Raw genomic sequence first — 22,339 nt, 5'->3', positions numbered from 1 at the left:
ATATACCTTGAAAAATGTAGTTTCAAGACTACACTTTTTTAGCTTGAATAAATATTAAAAACCAGGAAAAATATATTTACATATAATTCCTGGCTAAAATTTTATCATCTTAACTTAATGACATTGCATTTAAGCTCTTTTTCTTTTTGGTTTAAATTTTAAAATCAAAATATAAATTACTACTAAAACAATAGCAATACCATAAGGAAAAATAAAATCTGTTACACTCTTAGTTACTTGTTTAACAGTATCTTTTTCAATGGCTGTATTAGCTAGATATTCTTCTTGATACAATAAATAATCATTATAATAAACTTCCAAACTACCTACTTTAGTTCCTTCTTTTACTGGTGCCTGAAGTTTTTCAAAAGAATAACGATAATCTAATTGATCAACACTAACACCATTTGGTAAAAATACTGCTACGTCATTTTGATTTGTAATTTGAATTTGCTGATCATCTTTAGCTAAATCGACTGCTAAACTTTCTACTTCAGTTCCTGCAGTTAAAATATTTTGTAAAGTGTAATGTTGTCCAACATAATTAACAATATCCAAAGTATCACAAACAGCTCCACTGCTTCTAGTTTCATTAGAACTAGCGGCAACAATCGTAATTATTTCATTATTATTAACTGTATCTAAACTTGATAAACAGTTACGAGCCTGACTAGTATAACCACTTTTACATCCTAAAATACTATCTGTATTAATCCCAGAGCGACGAGCATTATAAATTGATTTATTGACCCACTGATGCAAACCATTTGAAGATGTATGATAACGTTGTCCATAGATTTCTCTAAAATTATCATTTTGAATCGCATATTGAACAATTAAAGCCATATCATGAGCAGTAGTATAATGATTATCATCATGAATCCCAGTTGTATTAACAAAATGAGTATCCTGACAACCAATCTTAGCTGCCAGTTCGTTCATTTTATCAACAAAAGCTTCTTGAGAACCACAAAGATTATTAGCTAAAGCTCTAGTAGCATCAGCACCACTTGGTAAAATAGCCCCATAAAGTAAATCCTCGTAAGTAACTGTTTCACCAACTTCAAAATTAGCTGAAGAAGCCCCTGTTTCCCAAACTGTATCAATATCACTTTGAGTAATCACTGTCTGGGTATTAAGATCATCCATATTTTCTAAAGCAACAATAACTGTCATTACTTTAGTCATGCTTGCTGGAAACATCCGTTCATCCATATTTTTATTATATAAAACCATTCCCGTTTTAGCATCGATCGATACTGCGTATTGACATGAAAGCGTGGCAATTGGTTCACTATTTTCCATCGCATTAACTGGTTTATTTACCATAAAAATGCTCATGACCACCATTATAATAACTAACAATTTTTTAACCATCCTATTGTCCTCCCTTGGCTTTAGTCTTGATGTATTAGCTAAAAATAATAAACCTATTTTAAATTGCACTTATTAAGGATAAAAAAAGCAACTTAAAAAGTGCCAGATAAAATAATACCCCTCATATCAATAAGCTAAAACATTGAATTGTCGTTAGTTGATATCTCTTCATTTTCTGTTATATTCTATCACTTTCGACTTATTTCAACAATATCATTTTAATAAATAAATCGATAAATTGGTTTCTTTTTAATACATTTAGGTAAATAACTGCATTTTTATTTGTCTAATAAATCACAAAAAAAGAAAAACGGAGAAAATCTCCGTTTATCCATTGACAACCTCATGGCAGCGATGACATAATTCGCCTTCCATTTCATCTTCATCAAAATAATTCCAGCAACGTGGACATTGATGTCCATTGAATTTTTCTGATTTGATATAAGCACTGTCAAATTCTTCTAATGTTTGATCATCAACTAAATTAACTTTAGCAACGATGAATAATTGTTTTAATTCATCAGCTAAATCAGCCATATCCTGATATCCATCTTTTAATGAGATAGTTACTTTAGCTTCCATATTTGATTTAATTACTTTATCATTACGTAATTGTTCTAATGATTTTAACACATCTTTACGTAATTCTAAGAAACGATTGAAGTAATCTTTTAATTTTTCACTATCTTCTAAGACAACTTTTTTAGCAGCTGGTTCTAAGAAAACAGATTCAGCTTTATTTTCATCACAATGGAAATGATCATGTAATTCTTCACTAGTGAAAACTAATACTGGTGATAATAATTTCATCATTGTTTTAGCATGATAATATAATACTGTTTGAACTTGACGTCTTCTTAAACTATCAGCTTTTTCAATATATAAGATATCTTTAGTGAAGTCCATATAGAATGAACTTAATAAATTAGTAAAGTAATTTAAGATTAATTGATTAGCTTCTGCAAAATCATAATTTTCATAAGCTTCATTATATTGATCAATTAAATCATTTAACTGAGCTAACATAAATAAATCAACTGGTTTTAAATCATTAACGGCAACAAGATCAACTTCTTTAAAATCATTTAAGTTACCTAAAACAAAACGCATCGTATTTCTGATTTTACGATAGTTTTCAGAAATTTGTTTCATGATTTCATTAGAAATACGTACATCTTGTTGATAAGCAACTGAAGTTGCCCAAAGTCTAACAATATCAGCTCCATATTGATTAACTAATTTAATTGGATCAACAGTATTTCCTAATGATTTAGACATTTTATTTCCTTTACCATCTAAAACAAATCCATGAGATAATACTGTTTTATATGGTGCTTGACCATGAGCGGCAGTACCGACGATCAATGAAGAGTTAAACCATCCACGATATTGGTCACTACCTTCAAAATATAAATCAACTGGGTAACGATAACCACGTTCAATCATACATCCAGTATGACTTGATCCAGAATCGAACCAAACATCCATAATATCTTTTTCTTTCTTGAAGATACCATTTGGTGAATGTTCATTAGTATATCCTTCAGGAAGTAAATCTTTTTCATCACGTTCAAACCAAACGTTTGATCCATATTGTCTAAATAAATCAGAAATATGTTTAAAGACTTCTTCTTCCATGATTGGTGTACCATCTTCACAATAGATAATTGGAATTGGAACTCCCCAAGATCTTTGACGTGAAATACACCAGTCACCACGTTCTTTGATCATGTTATAGATTCTAATATGACCCCATTCATTTAACCAGTTAACTTTATCAATTTCGCTTAATAATTTATCTCTGATTTTATCTAATGAACAGAACCATTGATCAGTTGCTCTAAAGATGATTGGTTTTTTAGTTCTCCAGTCATGAGGATAACTATGTTTAATGAATTCTAATTTTAATAAAACTCCTAATTCATCCAATTTTAAAGTAACTGTTTTGTTGGCATCATCAACATATTGACCAGCTAGCCATTCACCACAATCTTCCATCATGCATCCGTGTTCATCAACATTACAATAAGCTGGTAAACCATATTTTTGACCTACATAGAAGTCATCAGCCCCAAATCCCGGTGCCGTATGAACGCATCCAGTACCAGCATCAGTAGTAACGTGATCACCTAAGATAACTAATGATTCCCGGTCATATAATGGATGGCTGCAAGTAATCATTTCTAATTCACTACCTTTGTAGTGTTGAATTACCTGGTAATCAGTGATTTCAAATTTAGCCATTAAATCATCAACTAATTCATCTAAAACAATTAATTTTCCTTGATTAGTTTGCACTAAAGCATAAACAAAGTTAGCATTTAAACAGATAGCTAGGTTAGCAGGAATGGTCCAAGGTGTTGTTGTCCAGATAACAAAATAAGTATCATTATCTAAGATTCCTTTTCCATCTTTAACCTGGAATTTTACATAAATAGCTGGAGATTTGATATCATGATATTCAATTTCCGCTTCAGCTAAAGCTGATTCACTTGATGGTGACCAGTATACTGGTTTTAATCCTTTGAAGATCAATCCATCCATCGCCATTTTAGCAAAAACATCGATTTGGTTAGCTTCAAATTCCGGCATCAATGTTAAATATGGATGTTTATAATCAGCAAAAGTTCCCATTCTGATTAATTGTTCTTTTTGTTTTGCAACTTGCTCATAAGCATATTCTTTACATTTTTCTCTAAAGTCAGCAGTTGACATTTCTTTACGATTTACCCCTAGTTTTTGGATTGCATTTTCAATTGGTAAACCATGAGTATCCCAACCAGGAATATATGGAGTATAGATTCCCTGCATATTTTTATAACGAACAATTACGTCTTTGATAACTTTATTTAACATATGTCCCATATGCATATTACCATTGGCATATGGTGGACCATCATGGAAAATAAATTCTTCGTTTCCTTTGTTTTGTTCAATTACTTTTTCATACATGTTTGCCTCTTGCCAGCGTTCGACATACTTAGGTTCTTTTTTAGGAAGATTCCCACGCATTTCGAAATCAGTCTTAGGCATCAATAAAGTGTCTTTGTAATTCATTGCTTTCTCTCCTTAAATTAATTAATAAAATAAAAAAGTCCTTTTATACAAAAGGACGAATAAACCGCGGTACCACCTTAATTCATGTTTTTAACATGCACTTGACATCTTAACGCGATTAACGGCCACCCCTACTTCTTTCAAGGCGCTACTCCAGAGTGATCCATTATAATAATAGTTGCCAATTTCCACCAGCCATTGGCTCTCTAGAAACATCTTATTATAAACTGTCTCCTTCATCGTATTTGTTTTCTTCTTCATCTTCTTGATCTTCATTGATCAGATTATAAACTTCAGAGTTATCGATCGTATCTAAGATATCTTGGGACATCTTTTGAACTGAAGCTCTAAATCTAATCGCCTGATCTTTAAAATCGTTCATTTCCGTTGATAAATTACGAACATAATCCAGCGATTCTTTTAAAATCATATTGGCATTACGTTTGGCTTTATCAATTAATTCACTTGCTTCTTTTAAAGCTAAACGAGCGATTTCTTCGTTAGTCTTTTCAGTAATATTAACCCGATGTTGTAACAATGAGTTTTGTTCTTTAACTTGCTGTAATTCATTTGATAAACTAGCAACCTGATTTTTTAACTTATCGATTTGTTGCTGGTAGTCGTTTATTTGATAATCGACTTCATGAATACTATAGCCCCTAAATTGTTTTTTAAACTCGCTCATTGTCTCACTCCTTTACTGATAAAAATACCCCTCAACTACATGGTTATTTTGTTTCGTCAAACGTTTAGTATCAACGAATTTTACCCTTCCATGTCGTCTTAACGATATTATATCACTATTATTACACAAATAATTTATTTCTTCAACTTCTTTGTGATTAACTTTTACAAAACCTGAGCGAATATAACTGGCAGCTTTGCTTCTAGGGATCCCATATAAAGTGGCAATTACTTTATCTAGTCGAAATGAAGAAACGATAAATGTCTTAACACTATAGTGATGTTCAATCGCAATTGTTTCATCGCTTAGAGTAATTTTAACTTTACTGCGTTTGATCTTAGTAAGATTATCCTTAACATATTCATAGATCTTTTTATCGATTGCCACATAAAAATCATCTTCATATTCATAGATATCGCCAAATAATTCTCTTTTTACTCCTACTGACATCAACGCTCCTAGTACATCCCGATGACTTAGCTTACCAAAAGCTTTAGCATAAGTAATTTTCATTAAAGCAATTTCAAAATCACTATCTTCTAAGATGTAAAAAGATGGCGCAATGATTACTCTTTGCATTTCACAATTAGCCATCCCACCAGAGGCTTTTACAATTAAGTCATCTTGATTTCCAATAATAGAGTGGATAATTGATTGATGATAAGGATTTAAAAACTTCGTTAAGACAAGTCTTTGTTTATATAAAGCCTGATCTTTGTATTCTAAGACCTTTTTAACAAAGACTTCTTCACCTTTAAAATGCTCTAACACAATTAAAAAGTATTAGCTTAGCTAATACTTTATTCTTCAGCTTCTTCATCATCTAAATCAATTGATCCAGAAACTCCGATGTTTTTAGGTGTACATAAGAAAATTCTAGGTCCAATTCTTTGAATATCACCTTCGATAGCATAGATAACACCACTTAAGAAATCAACAACTCGTTTAGATTGTTCTTTTTGTAAACGATGTAAATTTACGACTGCTGCTTTTCTTAATTTTAAATAATTAGCAATATCTTGAGTTTCCGCAAATGCTCGAGGTTCAAATAGAATTAATTGACTATCTTTATTAGCATTTAAAGCTTTAATTGCATCACTTGTTTTAGAAAACTTAGCTTGTTCAAATAAACTAGTTTTTGGTTCTGTATCAATTTCTACATTTTCATATTCTTCAACTTCGTCACCGTCTTCGTCAAAAAACCATTTTTTTACTTTTTGTCCGTATCCCATGAAGTATAAACCTCCTTAACTTATTTCTAATCCATTATAACATAATAATTCATATCATAAAAGGATTATTAAAGCAACTTAAAAATAAAAATTTAAATTTTCAGCCTTCAAGAGACACTAAAATAACATCACCACCGATACTGACAATACATTCAACGGGTATGACAATCGACGGGGCTTCTTTAAAAAAACATAAAAGTTTAAAAAAATTACATTTTTCAACAATTATCGCTTGAATACATCTAGTACACCAGTCAATTTCCACATCACTGATAAAGCCGACTTTACAGCCATTAGTAACATTAACAACATCTTTTGACTGTAATTCTACAAATCTCATTTAATCACCATTAAAATATATGCTTTATTTTAAGTAATTATGTAGATTGTTGAGAGCCTTTTTTTCAATTCTGGAAACTTGAGCCTGTGAGATAAACAGCTCTTTAGCAATTTCACTTTGTGATAATCCTTCAAAATAACGCTGTTGAATAATCTGATGCTCTTTTTGATTTAAATGATTTAAAGCATCATATAAATCAATATTTTGATTAGTCTTAGATACATCTGTTTTTTCATCTTTTAATGAATCAATCACTTTTAAATTATTACCATCATCATTTTTTACTTCATCTTGTAAAGAAGTTATACTATTAGTTGATAATAGTGCTTCAACGACCTCACCCGGATCAACTTGTAATTCATCAGCTAACTCCTTGACCGTTGGTTCTCGATTTAATTTAGATAAATAATTATCTTTAATCTTTAATACTTTATAAGCTAGATCCCGAATCGATCTAGTAATTTTAATTTGATGATTATCGCGTAAGTAGCGTTTCATTTCTCCAATTATTAAAGGAACCGCATAGGTTGAAAACTGTAATCCATAACTGGTATTAAAATTTTCAATCGCTTTGATCAAACCAACAATTCCCACTTGAAATAAATCTTCACCACTACTATCACGACCATAAAAACGTTTAGTCATTGAAAGCACTAATTTCACATTATCATTTACTAATTGTTCTTTAATTGTTGGATCTTTAGTCGCTTGATATTGATCAATCAAACGATAAGTTTCTTTAGTTGAAAGTTTTCGTTTTGGTTCATGATAACCATTTAAAATAATCTGAAAATTACTCATATTTGCCTTCTTTCAACTTTATTTTTAGCAAATATGACAAAATTATACTTATTTTATCTCATTATAATTTAATTTATTTCTTAATTTTTTTATAATTTTTTTCTCTAATCTAGAAATATATGACTGCGAAATTCCCATCATTTTAGCTACATCCTTTTGGGTTAATTCATCATAATTCATTAAGCCATAGCGAAAAACCAGGATTTCTTTTTCCCGTTTTGATAAATCTTTAAATGCTTCATAAAACATGGCTTTTTGATCATTTTGCTCTAATTCATTTTTTACTACATCATCATCAGTACCAATAATATCTGATAATAATAGCTCATTGCCATCATAGTCAATATTTAAAGGTTCATCTAAAGAAATTTCATGGCGCAATTTATTATTCTTACGTAAAAACATCAAAATTTCATTTTCAATACAGCGAGAAGCATAAGTCGCCAGCTTGATATTTTTATCTGGTTTAAACGTATTAATTGCTTTAACTAGACCAATCGTTCCAATACTAATTAAATCTTCAATGCCACCGTTTTGACTACTATCATATCTTTTAGCGACATAAACAACTAATCGTAAATTATGTTCAATCAGTAAATCACGAGCCGATTCATCACCTTGCATCCATCTTTCCATGGCTTCTTTTTCTTCCTGGCCTTTTAATGGTGGCGGCAAGATATCGTGACGACCAATATAGTAAAGATATTTAGTTTTATTGATAAGTTTTAAAATAAACTTGATCATTATAGTATTCCTCCCATCAGCGCTTTATTCAACAGACAATCATATTGAATATTATTTATTATTCCGGCATAAATATTATCTAATTTCTGTTTATTGATTAAAAGATAATCGAGTTTGATTACTTCGATTTCAATATTTTGAAAATCATGTAATGATAAAACATCGATTGGCTGATAATCATCAAAAATACTTCGTTTGATTAAAATCAAAGGAAATCCCTGATAATATACTTCATTACCACTATCTAAAAAACCAGTTAAAAAATACTTATGCTGGTGATAAAGCAGTTCTAAATCAAATAAATAATCATTAATTCTTACTTTTCGTTTTAAATAAACAATAAACATTGCCTGAATCAAAGTCGTCAATAAAGCAACCACAAATAATCCTAAATAACTAACATCAATCGGTGTAATTAAGATTCCATTATAAATAAAAGCATCTTTAATTAAAGAACTGCAAAAATGAACTAAAGAAAAATAGCCAAATAAAAACACGGGATAATATAAAAAAACCTGCTTTCGATACAATAATCCTAAAATAATTGCCCAAATTACAAAAATTAAATAACTATGTTGATCAACATATAACAACAAGACTACAATACTTAAATAAAAACTCTGTTTAAAAACATCTTGATACGATATTTCTTTATTCAACAATATCGCCATCATTTCTACTGCCAATAAAATCAACATAAAATTAACTAAATAAGTCAGCTCAATATAAACCTCCATCTTTTCACCCCTAATCATCATAGCAAACTAGTAAGCAAAAATATGTCAAGAAAGGTTTCTACTCAAAGGGTTAAAAAGTAGTAATTATTATCAATTTTCCAAATATAATCATCATTAAAGATCTAGACAAAAAGACAACTCAATCATGAATTGTCTTTTGCCTTTGTAATCAAACACTGTTTTTGATAAAAAGAGATTCCATATCCAATTACATCTTCATATCCTTCTTCTTGTAATCCCTCAATATATTTTTTATCAATTATCTGTTTAGCAGCTATTTGACTATCTTTCCGGATATCTTTCATCTTATTTGAATGTTTACATTCGATTACTATTGCCCTGTCAAAAATACTTGGTGGTAAAACTGCCAGATCAAATCTTCCTTCACCACTTTCACGATTAGACTTTATTGTATAACCTCCAGCTTTCAAAAATCCTACCATAAATCCATGATAAAAAGCTTCATAATTATCATAATAGCTGATACTTTGTAATAACACATCTCGTAATATCTGATTGGCCTTATCAACATCTCCCTCAACCAACGATTTTATAAAGGCTGTATCATGTTTGGCTTTGTATAAATCAAACCATTTCATAAAAATGTTTTCATAAATCTTTTTAACTTCTTGATTAGGAATGACCAATTCATAAGTATCTTCTACTAACTGATCATGATTATAAACTTTAGCTTTGATTTTTAAATAACCAGTAAATAATAGAAAACTGTAGATATCATCATTCATGGAACTTTCAAAGCTCATCTCACGATAAGTCAGTTCTGGAATTATCTTTTTAATGATACTTTTGCCATTGATCAATTGTTCAAATTCTTCTTTCATCGTTGGTGTTGCATTTTCAATATACATCCTGACTAGGTCATTACCACTGGTATTGGCCCAGAAAGATATGGCATGATATTGAGTATTTCCCAACAATTCTTTAATAAAATTAAGAGTGCTCCATGGATTATAAATTTCTTGATCACCAAACAAATAGCCATCATACCAGTTTCTTATTTCATCACGCTTTTCATTTAAATGATAATAAGTTAATAACTCATCGATTTCTTTTTGGGTAAAACCAAAACAATCAGCAGCGTACTGACTTGTTATTGGTCTTACTGTAAAGTTATTAAGACCAGTAAAAATGCTTTCTTTAGCTATTCTTAAACAACCAGTAAGTATTCCTCGTTCTAAAGCATCATTAGTTTTAAGAGCTGATGAAAAAACACTTCTTAAAAAATCAACCATTTCATCATAGTAACCATGATTATAAGCACTTTGCAATGGGACATCGTATTCATCAATTAGAATAATGACTTTTTTTGATAATACTTATACAAACATTGACTGATTAAAAATAAACTATTTTTTAATTCATAGAGTGAACCTTTTGAAGTTTTAAGTTTATCCAATCGATATTTGTCATCATCATCCAATTTAGGACTATCTAACAATTCTGGAAATCCTTTAATTAAAAATGAAATTAAAAAAGAAAATTGATTTTTTTGTTCTTCCATATTTAAAGCTTGCATATCCTTTAAACTAATAAAGATAACCGGATACTTATTTTGATGGATCATCAGTTCTTGATGTTTGGAAACATCTAATCCATCAAATAGATAAGCATGATCTTTTTCTTTATTGGAAAAGAAATAATAAAGCATGCTCATATTTAATGTCTTACCAAATCTTCTTGGTCTGGTATAGAAAATAACTTTATCACTTATGACATCTTCAATCAGCATTGTCTTATCAACATAGTAATAATTATTATCAAAGAATTCTTTAAAGTTTTTAGTACCAGTCGTTATCCGTTTCATAATCTTTTTCCTTTCTTTAGTAGTTTTTATATCTAAATTATAGTGTTTAACAACAGATCTCTAAACAATAAAAAGATGAGCACAATGAGATTTATTGTAGATGTTAATTTTAAAAAATAAAAATCTTGTTAAGCAAAAATTTGATAAAAACGTAGATTTTCATGTCATACCTGCCTCTTTAATATTGTATCATTTTATTCTATGTTTATCATTTGCTTATAAATTCAATTTATTTAATCTAAAACGAAAAGTTAAATTCCACTTTTATTTATCTAAAGTGGAATTTAACTTTTCGTTTTAGAAATTTATTTTTCGCAACTTATATATATAAATATCTGATATTTTATAAAAGATTAACCTACCCTAGTTTCAAATTAAAAAACTATCAATATTTTTTAAATGAATTTCATAGAAAATGATCTGCAGAAATAGTATTTTGTAATATCGATCATAATCTTCTTTATTTGCATTTCATCATATTAATTATCGATGAGAAACCATTGGCAGACGTCGCCTCTCCTGCAGCTCTTTTGACCCAAAGAGTGTACAACGAATTTTACCACCACAAATAGCTCTCATCGATTTTATGTCTGCATCTTACTATTTTACAATACTGATATGTTCATTGATTTCGCTTAAGTTTAATCCTGTGCTTTTTCGCTATTATTAGAATATCTTCTTTAGAAAGCAGTTTAGATTTTCTACTGTCAATATCTAATCCAACATCAGACATTCTAGGCAAAAAATATGACTTCACTACATAATTACAAATCATTGTTTCATCTATTTGGTATAGTCAAACTAATCTATTTCTATCACACATTTTTTACTCAATCAATACCAATAGCAACCAAAATTCTTACTGATAGGTGCAAATTTTATCTAATAATATTCGTTATTTTGAATTTTTTACTGCTTTAATTACTGCACTTCTAAAATTATTTTCTTCAAGGGTAGCAACGCCTTTAATCGTAATACCTCCTGGGGAACAAACCTGATCTTTTAAGATTCCTGGGTGTAAAGAACTTTCTTTTTGCATCATTCCCGAACCAATGATTGTTTGGCTTGCCAGTTTATAAGCTACATCACGAGGTAATCCTAAATCAACGCCACCATCAGCCATTGCTTCAATAAACATATAAACAAATGCTGGTCCACAACCACTAATTGCGCCACCGGCTTTCATTTGATAACTTGGTAAAATTACCACTTCCCCAATACTTTCAAACATTTTTTTAGTAAAATCAAATTCGGTTTCTGTAAGTGAGCTTTCTTTTTCCAGCAACGTCATTCCATTTAAAACTAAAGCTGGTGTATTAGGCATAACCGTTAAATGCCGCGTTGTTTTTAGTAAAAGTTGATTATAACGTTCAAAATCGTAACCAGCAACAATTGAAACAATGGCTTTGTTATCTAATGCTTGTTTGATTTTATCAATGACACTTTCAACGATATTAGGTTTAACAGCTATAATAACTAAATCAACCTGATTAACTAATTCTACTTCACTTTGGCAGCTATTAATACCATATTGTTTATTAACATTTTCTAACTTAGTTTCATCGATATCAAAAGCATAAACCTGTTTTCCATCAATAAAACCACTTTTAACAATACCTCCGGCAATAGCACCAGCCATATTTCCCATTCCAATAAATCCAATTTTCATCACTTTTACCTCCTATTTAAAAAATAAGCTAACAATCGTTAGCTTATTAGATTCTTCTATTTTTAATAAATGCAGGTGGGAAGTCATCATTTTCATCATCATCGTCTTCTTCTTCAAAACGAGCCATTGATGGGATAACATCACCATCATTTTTTTTCTTTAAAACATTGGTCCGTGGTTCCATTTCTTCTTCGCTGGCATCTTCAAAACCAGTTGCGATGATCGTTACGATGATTTCATCATCTAAGTTTTCATTGATGGCAATCCCTAAGTATGTATTAATATCATTTCCAACTTCTTGAGAAATAGTTTCTAAAGCAATATTAGCATCAAATAATGAGATGTTAGGCCCACCTGTAACATTGATGATAGCATCTTTAGCTCCAGCAACAGATACTTCTAGTAATGGTGAAGAGATAGCTCGTTTAGCAGCCTCTTTAGCCTTATCATCACCTGAAGACATTCCAATACCGATCAAGGCATTACCACGATTTTTCATAACTGCTGAAACATCAGCAAAGTCTAGATTGATAAAAGCTGGAATAGCAATCAAATCAGTGATTGTTTGGACTCCTTGACGTAACACATTATCAGCTTCTCTAAAAGCTTCCTGCATTGGACGACCACCGATAAGTTGTAACAAACGGTCATTAGAAACAGTAATAATTGAATCGACATTAGCTCGTAATTCTTCAATTCCAGCAATCGCCTGTTTTTTACGTTTCATTCCTTCAAAAGTAAATGGTTTAGTGATAACCCCAACCGTTAAAGCTCCTAATTCACGAGCAATTTTAGCAAAAACTGGTGCAGCACCGGTTCCAGTTCCACCACCCATTCCTGCAGCGATGAATACCATATCGGCACCATCTAAAACTTGACGGATTTCATTTTCAGATTCTAAAGCCGCTTTTTTCCCTTTTTCAGGGTCACCTCCAGCTCCTAATCCTTTAGTAAAATCACGACCTAATTCAATTTTATTTTCTACTGGTGAACGTCTTAACACTTGTAAATCTGTATTAGCAACATAGAATTCGACTCCTTCGACTCCTTCTTCTACCATTCGATTTACAGCATTATTACCGCCACCGCCAATACCAATTACTTTAATTTTAGCAACTTGTTCAAATCCTAATTCTTCACTCATGACAATATATCCTCTCTTTTTATATTAATCTTCACTAAATTAATCTTCACTAAAAAACGAATCTAAAATTTTAGATACTTTCTTTCCTTGATTTTTAGGAGCTGACTTTGTCAGTCCCTTAAATCTAATCGCCATTGTATTAGTAACTTCTGGCAATACTAACGATGGCGTATAATTACCAATTACATTTTTGCGTTCCATCAGATAATAAACCATTCCAATGGCACCAACTAATGACATCTCTCGAGCTCCAATCGTATCAGGACGATAACGACGAACTGAGCAGTCAAGAACCTGACTAGCAACATCATCAAGCATTTCCAGCTCACCGCCACCACCAACGATCAAAGCTTCATATTTTCCAATATCTTCAATAACTGCGATTTTTTCTTTGATTTTATTCATTACTTCATATGCCGTTTCATTTAATAAATCAGCTAGATCCTGTTGCGTAAAATCACGATTACCATCTTTTGATGAGGTTGTATGAATAATATCATTTTGACCCTTATCAACATCTAAAGAACCGTATTTAATTTTATAGGTTTCCGCCTGATTCATCGAAATTTGCATATTTTGCGCTATTTTACGGGTAAAATCATAACCACCAACTTGACAGACTGTCAAATATTGTAAATAGCCATTTTTATAAAAAGACACTGTTGTCGTTTTGTGTCCCATATCAATCAACAATGCTCCTTCTTGTAAATAGACAGCATCAAATGCTTCATTAGCACAAGCAAAAGCATTGATAGTAATATCAAGTACTTCAATTCCACATTTTTCTACGACTGAAATATATGGATATAATAATTCTTTACTAGTTGTAATAATTAAAGAATCCACAATCAAGTTTCTAGATACTTCCCCTAATGGAGCTTCAGTTGTAGCGCCTTTATCACTATGATAACGGACTGGAATAATGGAAACAACTTCTTCATCTTTCGAGCGTTTAAACTTGGCAGAAAGCCGTAAGACCCGAACAATATCTTCACTAGTGATCTTAGAACCTTCTTCTGATAAGCTGATACTACTATCACTTTGATATAATTTAGCTTTTATCGTTGGAATCGTTAAAGCAACACTCGTAATTTTTGTTTCTAAAAATTTTTCTGCTTCTTCAATTAATTTTTTTATGTCTCTAGCTAAGATACGATCATCTTCTATAGTACCTTTTTTTACTCCATGACTTGGAACAGTTTTGACAAAAAGTACATTTACGTTAATACTATTTATTTCGGCAACTAAAAACTTCAAAGTTGCACTTCCGATATCTAATACAGCATAAATATCTTTCATCACGTATCCCCTTTTCTTAGTATATATACAATCTTAGCATAAATACAGCAATTTTTAAACTAGTTTAAGCTACCTCGAATTAAAAAATTAATTATATGCATAAACATATTTACCACAGAAATCATAGTATTTTTGATCAGGGAACTGTTCCATGATCGTCGAATAGTTATTATTAGCTAACTGCGTTGCCATATCATCATATAAAACATATAAAACTTTACTATCATCCATAATAAATTCACAACGGGTATCGACTACATTTTCTGGTGCATAATGCACTTCAGAAATCTGGTTGATTACCTGTGTTGGTAAACTGGCAAACTCACTGGCAAAAGCTTTAAAATGATCTAAATCAAAACCACTGATAACCGGACATCTTTGAACAAAATTACTTAAATTTCCCGTTGTATCTTGAACTACACGACCAGTTTGACAAATAACATATAAAGAACCATCAATAGTTGCCTGACCAATTGGCTCTGCTTCTTCAACTGAGATAGTAACATTACCAAATAAATCTTTGCTTACTGTGGCACTTTTAATTAACGAAGTATTTTCGATTGCTTCTTTAGCACTATCTAAACTAGTAAAAAAAGTAAAATCATGATGTAGTTGAATATTAGAAGCAGCGATTATTTCTTCGGTAGTTACTTTTTCATTACCAGTAACTGTAATTGTCTGTAACCGACTATAATCACTAATAAAAAATCCCACAATTAAAACAATAAGAATAATAATAGCTAAAGCTATGCGCCGTCTTCTTCTTTTTTTAGCTTTAATTTGACGATTATAAGCTTTTACCTGTTCTTGATCATAATAATTATAAATTATTTTTTGCTGCTCCTTTGCCATAATCTACTCCCAATTAACTAACTCTACTTCACGTTTAAATTTAATCTGAAATTTTTCATAAACTTTTGTTTGAACTAACATAATCAAATCATAAATATCTTTAGCACTGGCATAACCATTATTGACGATAAAATTTGGATGCTTGCTGGAAATTGAAGCACCACCAATTTCATACCCTCTTAAACCACAATCGTCAATATACTTCCAAGCTGGACGGTCTTCAGGATTTCTAAATACACTACCAGCACTTGGTTTATCCCATGGCTGCGTTTCCATCCGACGAGCTTTTCGTTTATCTAATACCGCTCTAATTTCTTCAGGAGCTTTTTTAGTCATTTCAAACTGAGCTTCTAAAACAATTAGATTACGGTTTTCCTGACAAATTGAATGGCGATAAGAAAACTTCATCTGATCTTTATCATAAGTTACTACCTGATAATTTTCATCTAATAACGTAACACTTTTAACAACACTGGCAATATCATATTTATAGGCACCAGCATTCATATAAATGCCACCACCGATTGATCCGGGAATTCCTCCCATGAATTCAAAACCGCTAAGTCCTTCTTTAGCGGCCTGATAGGCCAAATTAATCATCAAGGCTCCAGCTTGAGCCCTAATGATATTATCTTTTATTTCCACTTGATTAAAACATTCGTTTAATGAAATAACAATTCCTTCATATTCACGATCACTGATCAAAAGATTAGATCCGCGACCAATAACCATAAAATCAACATCATTTTCTTTACAATATTTAATCGTTTTAACTAAACTTGCAATATCTTTTACCTTTAAATAGATGCGAGCTGGCCCTCCTACTTTATAAGTAGTATGTTTATACATTGGCTCATCTTCAATCATTGCTCCAACATCTAAAGTTTCTAAATCCTTTTTTATTTGAGAAAAATTCATTTCTATCTCCTACATTTCTTTTATTAATTGATATATATCTTGGCAGGCATTAGGTTTACCTAATGCCTTAGCATTTTGTTTCATACTTTCCTGTAACATTTGATTGTTGATAATTTCATCAACCTGTTTAACAAAATCCTGGCTATTTAATTCATTTTCTAAAATCATCATAGCTGCATTGTTGTTGGCTAATTCCAAAGCATTATATTCTTGATGATTAGCCACAACATAAGGACTAGGAATTAGAATTGATGGAATTCCAACTGCCGTAATTTCAGCAAGCGTTGAAGCTCCGGCTCTGGATACAACTAAAGTTGTACTTTTTAATACTGATGGCATGTCATCAATATAAGGTACTAATTTAACATTAGCACTTAAATTACCTAATTGTTGTGACATTTCCTGGTAAAAAGGTTTACCTGTTACATATAACACCTGATAATCCTTTTTTTCAAAAGTTTTTAATGATTCTATCATTTTTTCATTAACTGATTTTGAACCCAAAGAACCCATTACGATAGTTACTAATGGTTTATTTTTATCTAAATTGTATTTACTGAAAATATCTTTTGGTTCAATTTTAGCGATGACACTAGCTCGAGGATTTCCTAATTTATAAGTCTTTTCTTTAGGAAAAGCTTCATAAGCTTTATCATAGCAGCAAACAATTCGATCGACACTTTTAACTAAAATTCGATTAGTTAAACCGATGATCGAATTTTGTTCATGAATCATTGTTTTATAACCCAAACGGGCTGCCGCTTCGACAATACTGGCACTTGGATAACCACCAAAGCCAATGACGATATCCGGATTGAATTTCTTAACTATTTTTTTAGCCGTAAAAATCGACTTTACAAAAATTAAAGCCGCAATACCTTTTTTAATTGGATTTCCAACTAAACCTCTAACATTTAAACCAATATAGTCATATCCCATTTTGGGAACTACTTCTGATTCTAACCGATCTTTCGTTCCAACAAACAAAAATTGACTATCTGGTTCTACTTCTTTTATATATTCAACTAAAGCTAAAGCAGGATATAAATGACCTCCTGTACCTCCAGCTCCAACGATTACTTTCATTTTCTCACCTCTAAGTAGTAGTATACCATTAATAAGTTGATTTTGAAATATTTAATACCAATCCCATGGCAATTAATGTGATCGTTAATGACGACCCGCCATAAGACATCAATGGCAATGTAACCCCTGTAACAAGGTGATTACGATACTACCAATTATTTAATGTGTTAATCAAGATATTTTTGTAAATTTGCTTTAAAAAACACTTCAACATTTTTATCTTGATCAATTTCAATTTTTTCAATTAACTGATACATCAGTTCATGACTGACTATTTCAAATTTCATAAATCTAATCACTATATCTTCACACTGTTTTCTCTTTTCACTTTTATTATGATCATCGATCTTGTTTAACTGTTTTTTTACCTCTTGCAACTTATTTTCAATTACAGATAGCTGCTGCTCGTATTTTTGAGCCATCAAAGTATATTGATTTAATGAAATAACTTCATTTAAACGATCTTCATATAAACGAGTTAAAATATTTTGGACCTTTTTTAATTCCAGTTCCAGTTGCTTTAAATGCTCTTGTAGCTGGTTTTTTCCAGTTGATTTTAAAGCTAGACATTTATCAACTAATAACTCGATATCATAATTTTCTACTATTTTAGTTCCAATATTTTTTAAAAAAGCTAATATTTCGGCTTCTAATAATCGATAATTAAGACGATGACTCGTGCAAAGATGGTATTTGCTATATTTTGAATAATAATTACATTCTGTCGTTAAAGAAACACTATATTTATTTTTCTTTTGATAAATACTAATATTGTGCTGACATTCATGACATTTCAGCAAGCCTTGCAATAAATACTGTTTTTCTTTTCGAGCCCGATATTTCTTCGCTTTATTTAAAGTAAGCTGGGCTTGCTCAAATAATTCTTTAGAAACTAAGGGTTCATGGGTATTTTTGACAATAATCCATTTAGCTTCCGGTAATTCAATTAGTTTTTTCGAATTATAACTCAGTTTCTTCCACCGGCCTTGAACCATATGCCCTAGATACATTTGATCACTGCCAATACTTCTAACTGTCTGGGGCCGCCAGATGCCCTTTCCTTCATTTAACGATTCTTGTTTAGATAAACGATGTTCCTGTTTATAAATCGAAGGAATAGCAATCTTTCGCTCTGTCAGCCTTTGAGCAATAACACTGGTTCCCACACCACTAGCCAGCCATTTAAAAATCAAGACAACGACCCAGGCCACTTCATGATCAGGAATCAATCGTTTAGGATTATTAGGATCTTTTTGATAACCATACTTAGCCAAAGAACCAATATAATCCCCTTTTTTTCTTTTAACATCAAAAGTAGTTCGAATTTTCTTGGAAGTATCTCGCAAGTATAGATCATTAACACTCAATCTAATACCTAACATCGCATCTCCGATTTCAGAATCATAACCATCATTAATGGCAATAAAACGAACCTGCTTTGATAAAAAATATTCTTCGATATAATTACCGGTTTCATATAACTGTCTTCCTAGACGCGATAAATCCTTGACAATGACACAATTAATCAAACCGGCTTCAATATCTTCTTTTAAGGCTAGAAAACCAGGACGTTTAAAATTAGAACCGGTAAAACCATCATCAAAGTAATGTTTAATAATCGTAAAATTATTAAACTTGGCAAAAGATTCAATGATCATTTTTTGACTGGCAATTGATGAACTTTCATCACAACCATCATCTTCTTTGGATAAACGCTCATAAGCCGCTACTTGATAATTTGAAAAATTATTATTTGATGAATTTAACACTTTATCCTCCCTAATTAATAAAGCATCATCGCATGTATTATAGCATAAAATTATCTTTTAGGATGATTACTTTTAATCGACTTAAATCGACTTTTCTTTTATGGTCGTTTGATAGTATTGAATAAAACTTTGTTCCAAAATCTTAATCAGATCATCTTTTACTAATGAATAGTTATATTTAATGGTAAAGTTTTTATTTTGCTTTCTAGTCATTTTTTATCACCTCTATTAATCCTTACGAAACATAAATAAAAAAAGACCAGGATAAAATAAAAGAAGTAGAAAAATCTACTTCCTTTAAACCAAGTAAAAGTAATCATTAAAATATTATTCTACATATAAATGCATTGGATAAGTTAAATAACTAATTTCATCTAATTTATCAACAGTAATATAACCCGCTGGAGCATTTAAAACACTTGGAATTCGATTAACGATCGTCGCACATGTATGTTCCACTGTTGCTGGTTTTACCACATGGAATTCAACATCTGGTTCTCCAATAATCTTCCAATCACACATATCCCCATCATCAGGTCCATACACTTTACCAATACATTGGGTTTCAATTGTGATCCCTTGATTTGTTTCAGTCGTAACCACAGCTGACATTCCAATACAATTTCCTTTAGGAATCGTTTCTCCTAAAGTTTGAGAATACAGATCACTATCATAAAAATATGGGACACATTTTTGTGATTGAGATTTAATTGTTAAGCCTAAACGATTACATAATGATTCATTAGAATTCCAAACATATGAAGGCACTATTTCTTCAGGATGAGCCACATCACGTTCAAATTCCTCTGGCGTAAATCCCGCTCCATGTGCTTTAGCTAGGGCTAATCCATAGTCTTCAACATTATAGCTGACCGCTCCTTCAATCTTTTTAATCGTATGACATCCAGCAGCTACCTGGCTAACCATATTGATCCAGAAAATATCCTGCATTCCACTACCAACGATCGTACAGCCACTTTCTTTAGCTAAACGATCTAAGCGATTAGTTAAAGCTGGATTAGTCGTCCAAGGATAAATTGCTTCTTCACAGGTAGTAATCACATTAATACCCCGTTTAACACAATCTTCAAACATCTTATAACAATCTTCAACAAAACTAAATAAGGTTACTACCGCCACTTCAGCATCACAATTATCTAATACTTCATCAACATCACTAGAAATCTTGATACCAGTTTTAAAACCTAACTCAGCATAATCACCGATATCCATACCGACAATATCTGGATTAACATCGATGGCACCAACAATTTCCGCTCCTTTTTCATAAAGATAACGAATGGTATACTTAGCCATCTTTCCGCAACCATATTGAACTACTCGAATTTTTTCATTATTCATATTTATCGCCTCCGTTTATTTATTATGTCTTCTTTCTATACTTTTATTCTAATCCCTATTGTCATAGTAGAGTCAATCGATTATTAAAATTTAACTGGAATTTGCAGGCGAATAAACATTTGTCGTTTCTTATCGTTCATCAATAATTCACTGATGACTTCGCAAATATAATCACCAGTAATTTGATAATGATGGTCTTCAATATATTGATATAATTGCATTATATATTCCTTTTCTTTATCAAAGTCATCACAATACATACAAACATACATACCACTAGCTAAGGTCTTGATTTGGGGATATTCAAAAATCTCTTCATCGACAAAGACAAATAATTCATTAGAGATAAATTGCTTTTTAATAAAGTTTTCTTTAGAAATGATCGTTCCAGCATTATAATAATAAATATTTGGTAAAGCGACTTTTTTCATTTCATGTTTTAATTCTCTTAAAAGATTTTCATAAACTTCAATTCCATAATCATAAAAATTAGTATTAGTATATGAATAATAGATTTTTCTTTCTTCAATATACTCTAAAGTAATCATTCCATCTTTAGGTGATTTTAGATAACGATCAAAACTATCGCTCATTCGAGTTATCGCTTTTTTAGATAACTTTAATGCCTCGATTTGCTGGTCCAGCTGGGTTAAATGCTTTCTTAATACTTCATTTAATAAAGAAATATCCTGATGTTCAAAAACATCTTTGATTTCTTTTAGTTCCATTCCCGTTGCTTTCATATACTGGATCATATCAAGCTTGGCGCATTGTTTAATATCATAATATCGATAACCAGTTTCTTCATTGATGAATATCGGTTTTAAAATACCCATTTTATCATATAGTCTTAATGTTTGAATGGTAGTATTATTTAAGGAAGCCATTTTTCCTATACTAAGTTTTTCCATTTTATCACCCACTTTGTTTTTCTTGTTAATATTTTAACATCAAAACTCTATTGTAGATATAGAGTTTTTAGTAAAATATTGACTATTTTTATCTTATCAAAGGAATAATTTAAGTTGTTAAAATAAAGGAAAATTGATTTAGTAGGAATAATAAGAAGTTAGATATAATGTAAGAGTTTTGGTTGTAGAAATAAAAAAAGACTATAAACCCAATCTGTTTATAGTCTTGATAGTTTAAAAAGTAACTTTTTCAATTTTATTTTCTAAATAAATACTATCATTTTGTTTTTCATCATTGAAATAATTGATGATCCGATTGACAGCACTTTCGATTCCACTTAACTTTGGTGCATGAATAAGCATGAAATACTGCGTCAGACTATACTGACTAAAAATATCGCTCTTTCTTAGATTAGTTTGCATCAAGTCCTTAAGTCGCTTCGATTCCTTTTGAATCTCCTGATTATCATAATGCCCTTCTTTATCTTTGATCGTAATCATCACTAGGGCATGTTCATTTCCAGCCTTGCT

The 22,339-nt window shown here is 30.9% G+C and carries 22 protein-coding genes, 1 pseudogene and 1 other annotated feature; all 23 genes and pseudogenes read right to left on the bottom strand.

Going from position 1 to position 22,339, the window contains the following annotated elements; all coding sequences use genetic code 11:
• Positions 1 to 129: 129 nt before the first annotated feature.
• Positions 130 to 1,377 carry a D-alanyl-D-alanine carboxypeptidase family protein gene (locus tag Q0K54_RS07900; protein ID WP_294579941.1) on the bottom strand — a complete coding sequence of 416 codons (1,248 nt, stop codon included), beginning with the start codon at positions 1,375 to 1,377 and terminating at the stop codon, positions 130 to 132.
• Positions 1,378 to 1,704: 327 nt separating this feature from the next.
• Complete coding sequence (gene ileS / locus Q0K54_RS07895; RefSeq protein WP_294579939.1) at positions 1,705 to 4,434, bottom strand: isoleucine--tRNA ligase; 2,730 nt, start codon at positions 4,432 to 4,434, stop codon at positions 1,705 to 1,707.
• A 48-nt stretch (positions 4,435 to 4,482) separates the two neighbouring features.
• Positions 4,483 to 4,683: a binding site (T-box leader), on the bottom strand.
• Complete coding sequence (locus Q0K54_RS07890) at positions 4,655 to 5,119, bottom strand: DivIVA domain-containing protein (RefSeq protein ID WP_294579937.1); 465 nt, start codon at positions 5,117 to 5,119, stop codon at positions 4,655 to 4,657. It overlaps the preceding feature by 29 nt.
• 12 nt (positions 5,120 to 5,131) lie before the next feature.
• A complete protein-coding gene (locus tag Q0K54_RS07885) occupies positions 5,132 to 5,890 on the bottom strand; it encodes an RNA-binding protein (RefSeq protein ID WP_294579935.1) in 759 nt (252 codons plus the stop codon).
• A 29-nt stretch (positions 5,891 to 5,919) separates the two neighbouring features.
• Positions 5,920 to 6,351, bottom strand: a complete 432-nt coding sequence (locus Q0K54_RS07880) for a cell division protein SepF (protein ID WP_294579934.1) — start codon at positions 6,349 to 6,351, stop codon at positions 5,920 to 5,922.
• 100 nt (positions 6,352 to 6,451) lie between these two features.
• Positions 6,452 to 6,691 carry a YlmC/YmxH family sporulation protein gene (locus Q0K54_RS07875; RefSeq protein WP_294579932.1) on the bottom strand — a complete coding sequence of 80 codons (240 nt, stop codon included), beginning with the start codon at positions 6,689 to 6,691 and terminating at the stop codon, positions 6,452 to 6,454.
• A 24-nt stretch (positions 6,692 to 6,715) separates the two neighbouring features.
• On the bottom strand, positions 6,716 to 7,492 hold the full coding sequence (locus Q0K54_RS07870) for a SigB/SigF/SigG family RNA polymerase sigma factor (protein ID WP_294579930.1): 777 nt from the start codon (positions 7,490 to 7,492) through the stop codon (positions 6,716 to 6,718).
• A 48-nt stretch (positions 7,493 to 7,540) separates the two neighbouring features.
• Positions 7,541 to 8,236 carry an RNA polymerase sporulation sigma factor SigE gene (gene sigE / locus Q0K54_RS07865; protein WP_294579928.1) on the bottom strand — a complete coding sequence of 232 codons (696 nt, stop codon included), beginning with the start codon at positions 8,234 to 8,236 and terminating at the stop codon, positions 7,541 to 7,543.
• Complete coding sequence (locus tag Q0K54_RS07860; protein ID WP_294579926.1) at positions 8,236 to 8,973, bottom strand: sigma-E processing peptidase SpoIIGA; 738 nt, start codon at positions 8,971 to 8,973, stop codon at positions 8,236 to 8,238. Before Q0K54_RS07860 ends, sigE begins: the two co-directional genes overlap by 1 nt.
• Positions 8,974 to 9,116: 143 nt before the next feature.
• Positions 9,117 to 10,262, bottom strand: a complete 1,146-nt coding sequence (locus tag Q0K54_RS07855) for an AAA family ATPase (protein WP_294579925.1) — start codon at positions 10,260 to 10,262, stop codon at positions 9,117 to 9,119.
• 20 nt (positions 10,263 to 10,282) lie between these two features.
• Positions 10,283 to 10,798 (bottom strand): AAA family ATPase, encoded by a 516-nt coding sequence (locus Q0K54_RS07850; RefSeq protein WP_294579922.1) that lies wholly within the window; start codon positions 10,796 to 10,798, stop codon positions 10,283 to 10,285.
• Between the two features lie 895 nt (positions 10,799 to 11,693).
• Positions 11,694 to 12,467 (bottom strand): pyrroline-5-carboxylate reductase, encoded by a 774-nt coding sequence (proC, locus tag Q0K54_RS07845; protein ID WP_294579920.1) that lies wholly within the window; start codon positions 12,465 to 12,467, stop codon positions 11,694 to 11,696.
• 46 nt (positions 12,468 to 12,513) lie between these two features.
• Positions 12,514 to 13,611: a cell division protein FtsZ gene (gene ftsZ / locus Q0K54_RS07840; protein WP_294579918.1), complete on the bottom strand. Its 1,098-nt coding sequence runs from the start codon at positions 13,609 to 13,611 to the stop codon at positions 12,514 to 12,516.
• Positions 13,612 to 13,650: 39 nt separating this feature from the next.
• A complete protein-coding gene (gene ftsA, locus Q0K54_RS07835) occupies positions 13,651 to 14,910 on the bottom strand; it encodes a cell division protein FtsA (protein ID WP_294579916.1) in 1,260 nt (419 codons plus the stop codon).
• 87 nt (positions 14,911 to 14,997) lie between these two features.
• Positions 14,998 to 15,762, bottom strand: a complete 765-nt coding sequence (locus Q0K54_RS07830; protein WP_294579914.1) for a cell division protein FtsQ/DivIB — start codon at positions 15,760 to 15,762, stop codon at positions 14,998 to 15,000.
• 3 nt (positions 15,763 to 15,765) lie between these two features.
• Positions 15,766 to 16,680, bottom strand: coding sequence for a UDP-N-acetylmuramate dehydrogenase (gene murB, locus Q0K54_RS07825; protein WP_294579913.1), 915 nt, complete (start codon positions 16,678 to 16,680; stop codon positions 15,766 to 15,768).
• 9 nt (positions 16,681 to 16,689) lie between these two features.
• Entirely contained in the window at positions 16,690 to 17,766 is a 1,077-nt protein-coding gene (murG, locus tag Q0K54_RS07820) for an undecaprenyldiphospho-muramoylpentapeptide beta-N-acetylglucosaminyltransferase (protein ID WP_294579911.1), read from the bottom strand.
• 28 nt (positions 17,767 to 17,794) lie between these two features.
• Positions 17,795 to 17,887 (bottom strand): annotated as a pseudogene (locus Q0K54_RS07815) (FtsW/RodA/SpoVE family cell cycle protein); the annotation flags it as partial.
• Positions 17,888 to 17,933: 46 nt separating this feature from the next.
• A complete protein-coding gene (locus tag Q0K54_RS07810; protein ID WP_294579909.1) occupies positions 17,934 to 19,535 on the bottom strand; it encodes a recombinase family protein in 1,602 nt (533 codons plus the stop codon).
• Between the two features lie 81 nt (positions 19,536 to 19,616).
• Entirely contained in the window at positions 19,617 to 19,748 is a 132-nt protein-coding gene (locus Q0K54_RS07805; RefSeq protein WP_294579907.1) for a hypothetical protein, read from the bottom strand.
• Between the two features lie 114 nt (positions 19,749 to 19,862).
• Entirely contained in the window at positions 19,863 to 20,897 is a 1,035-nt protein-coding gene (locus Q0K54_RS07800) for a dihydrodipicolinate reductase (RefSeq protein WP_294579905.1), read from the bottom strand.
• 83 nt (positions 20,898 to 20,980) lie between these two features.
• Positions 20,981 to 21,808, bottom strand: coding sequence for a MerR family transcriptional regulator (locus tag Q0K54_RS07795; protein ID WP_294579904.1), 828 nt, complete (start codon positions 21,806 to 21,808; stop codon positions 20,981 to 20,983).
• A gap of 234 nt (positions 21,809 to 22,042) precedes the next feature.
• Positions 22,043 to 22,339, bottom strand: a 297-nt coding sequence (locus Q0K54_RS07790) for a hypothetical protein (protein WP_374011454.1), incomplete at its 5' end; no start/stop codon positions are given.

This window comes from uncultured Thomasclavelia sp. (genome assembly GCF_944324745.1).
Classification (GTDB): domain Bacteria; phylum Bacillota_I; class Bacilli_A; order Erysipelotrichales; family Coprobacillaceae; genus Thomasclavelia.
The sequence above is the reverse complement of the archived record's forward strand: the minus strand, read 5'-3'. Positions and strand labels throughout refer to the sequence as shown.

What these genes read in the sequence shown, in the direction of transcription:
- ileS (WP_294579939.1), bottom strand. Translation starts at nt 4,434, where the DNA reads ATGAATTACAAAGACACTTTATTGATGCCTAAGACTGATTTCGAAATG.
- Q0K54_RS07795 (WP_294579904.1), bottom strand. Translation starts at nt 21,808, where the DNA reads ATGGAAAAACTTAGTATAGGAAAAATGGCTTCCTTAAATAATACTACC.
- Q0K54_RS07900 (WP_294579941.1), bottom strand. Translation starts at nt 1,377, where the DNA reads ATGGTTAAAAAATTGTTAGTTATTATAATGGTGGTCATGAGCATTTTT.
- Q0K54_RS07805 (WP_294579907.1), bottom strand. Translation starts at nt 19,748, where the DNA reads ATGACTAGAAAGCAAAATAAAAACTTTACCATTAAATATAACTATTCA.
- Q0K54_RS07890 (WP_294579937.1), bottom strand. Translation starts at nt 5,119, where the DNA reads ATGAGCGAGTTTAAAAAACAATTTAGGGGCTATAGTATTCATGAAGTC.
- murG (WP_294579911.1), bottom strand. Translation starts at nt 17,766, where the DNA reads ATGAAAGTAATCGTTGGAGCTGGAGGTACAGGAGGTCATTTATATCCT.
- Q0K54_RS07800 (WP_294579905.1), bottom strand. Translation starts at nt 20,897, where the DNA reads ATGAATAATGAAAAAATTCGAGTAGTTCAATATGGTTGCGGAAAGATG.
- Q0K54_RS07875 (WP_294579932.1), bottom strand. Translation starts at nt 6,691, where the DNA reads ATGAGATTTGTAGAATTACAGTCAAAAGATGTTGTTAATGTTACTAAT.
- Q0K54_RS07860 (WP_294579926.1), bottom strand. Translation starts at nt 8,973, where the DNA reads ATGGAGGTTTATATTGAGCTGACTTATTTAGTTAATTTTATGTTGATT.
- sigE (WP_294579928.1), bottom strand. Translation starts at nt 8,236, where the DNA reads ATGATCAAGTTTATTTTAAAACTTATCAATAAAACTAAATATCTTTAC.
- proC (WP_294579920.1), bottom strand. Translation starts at nt 12,467, where the DNA reads ATGAAAATTGGATTTATTGGAATGGGAAATATGGCTGGTGCTATTGCC.
- ftsA (WP_294579916.1), bottom strand. Translation starts at nt 14,910, where the DNA reads ATGAAAGATATTTATGCTGTATTAGATATCGGAAGTGCAACTTTGAAG.
- Q0K54_RS07880 (WP_294579934.1), bottom strand. Translation starts at nt 6,351, where the DNA reads ATGGGATACGGACAAAAAGTAAAAAAATGGTTTTTTGACGAAGACGGT.
- Q0K54_RS07850 (WP_294579922.1), bottom strand. Translation starts at nt 10,798, where the DNA reads ATGAAACGGATAACGACTGGTACTAAAAACTTTAAAGAATTCTTTGAT.
- murB (WP_294579913.1), bottom strand. Translation starts at nt 16,680, where the DNA reads ATGAATTTTTCTCAAATAAAAAAGGATTTAGAAACTTTAGATGTTGGA.
- Q0K54_RS07870 (WP_294579930.1), bottom strand. Translation starts at nt 7,492, where the DNA reads ATGAGTAATTTTCAGATTATTTTAAATGGTTATCATGAACCAAAACGA.
- Q0K54_RS07830 (WP_294579914.1), bottom strand. Translation starts at nt 15,762, where the DNA reads ATGGCAAAGGAGCAGCAAAAAATAATTTATAATTATTATGATCAAGAA.
- ftsZ (WP_294579918.1), bottom strand. Translation starts at nt 13,611, where the DNA reads ATGAGTGAAGAATTAGGATTTGAACAAGTTGCTAAAATTAAAGTAATT.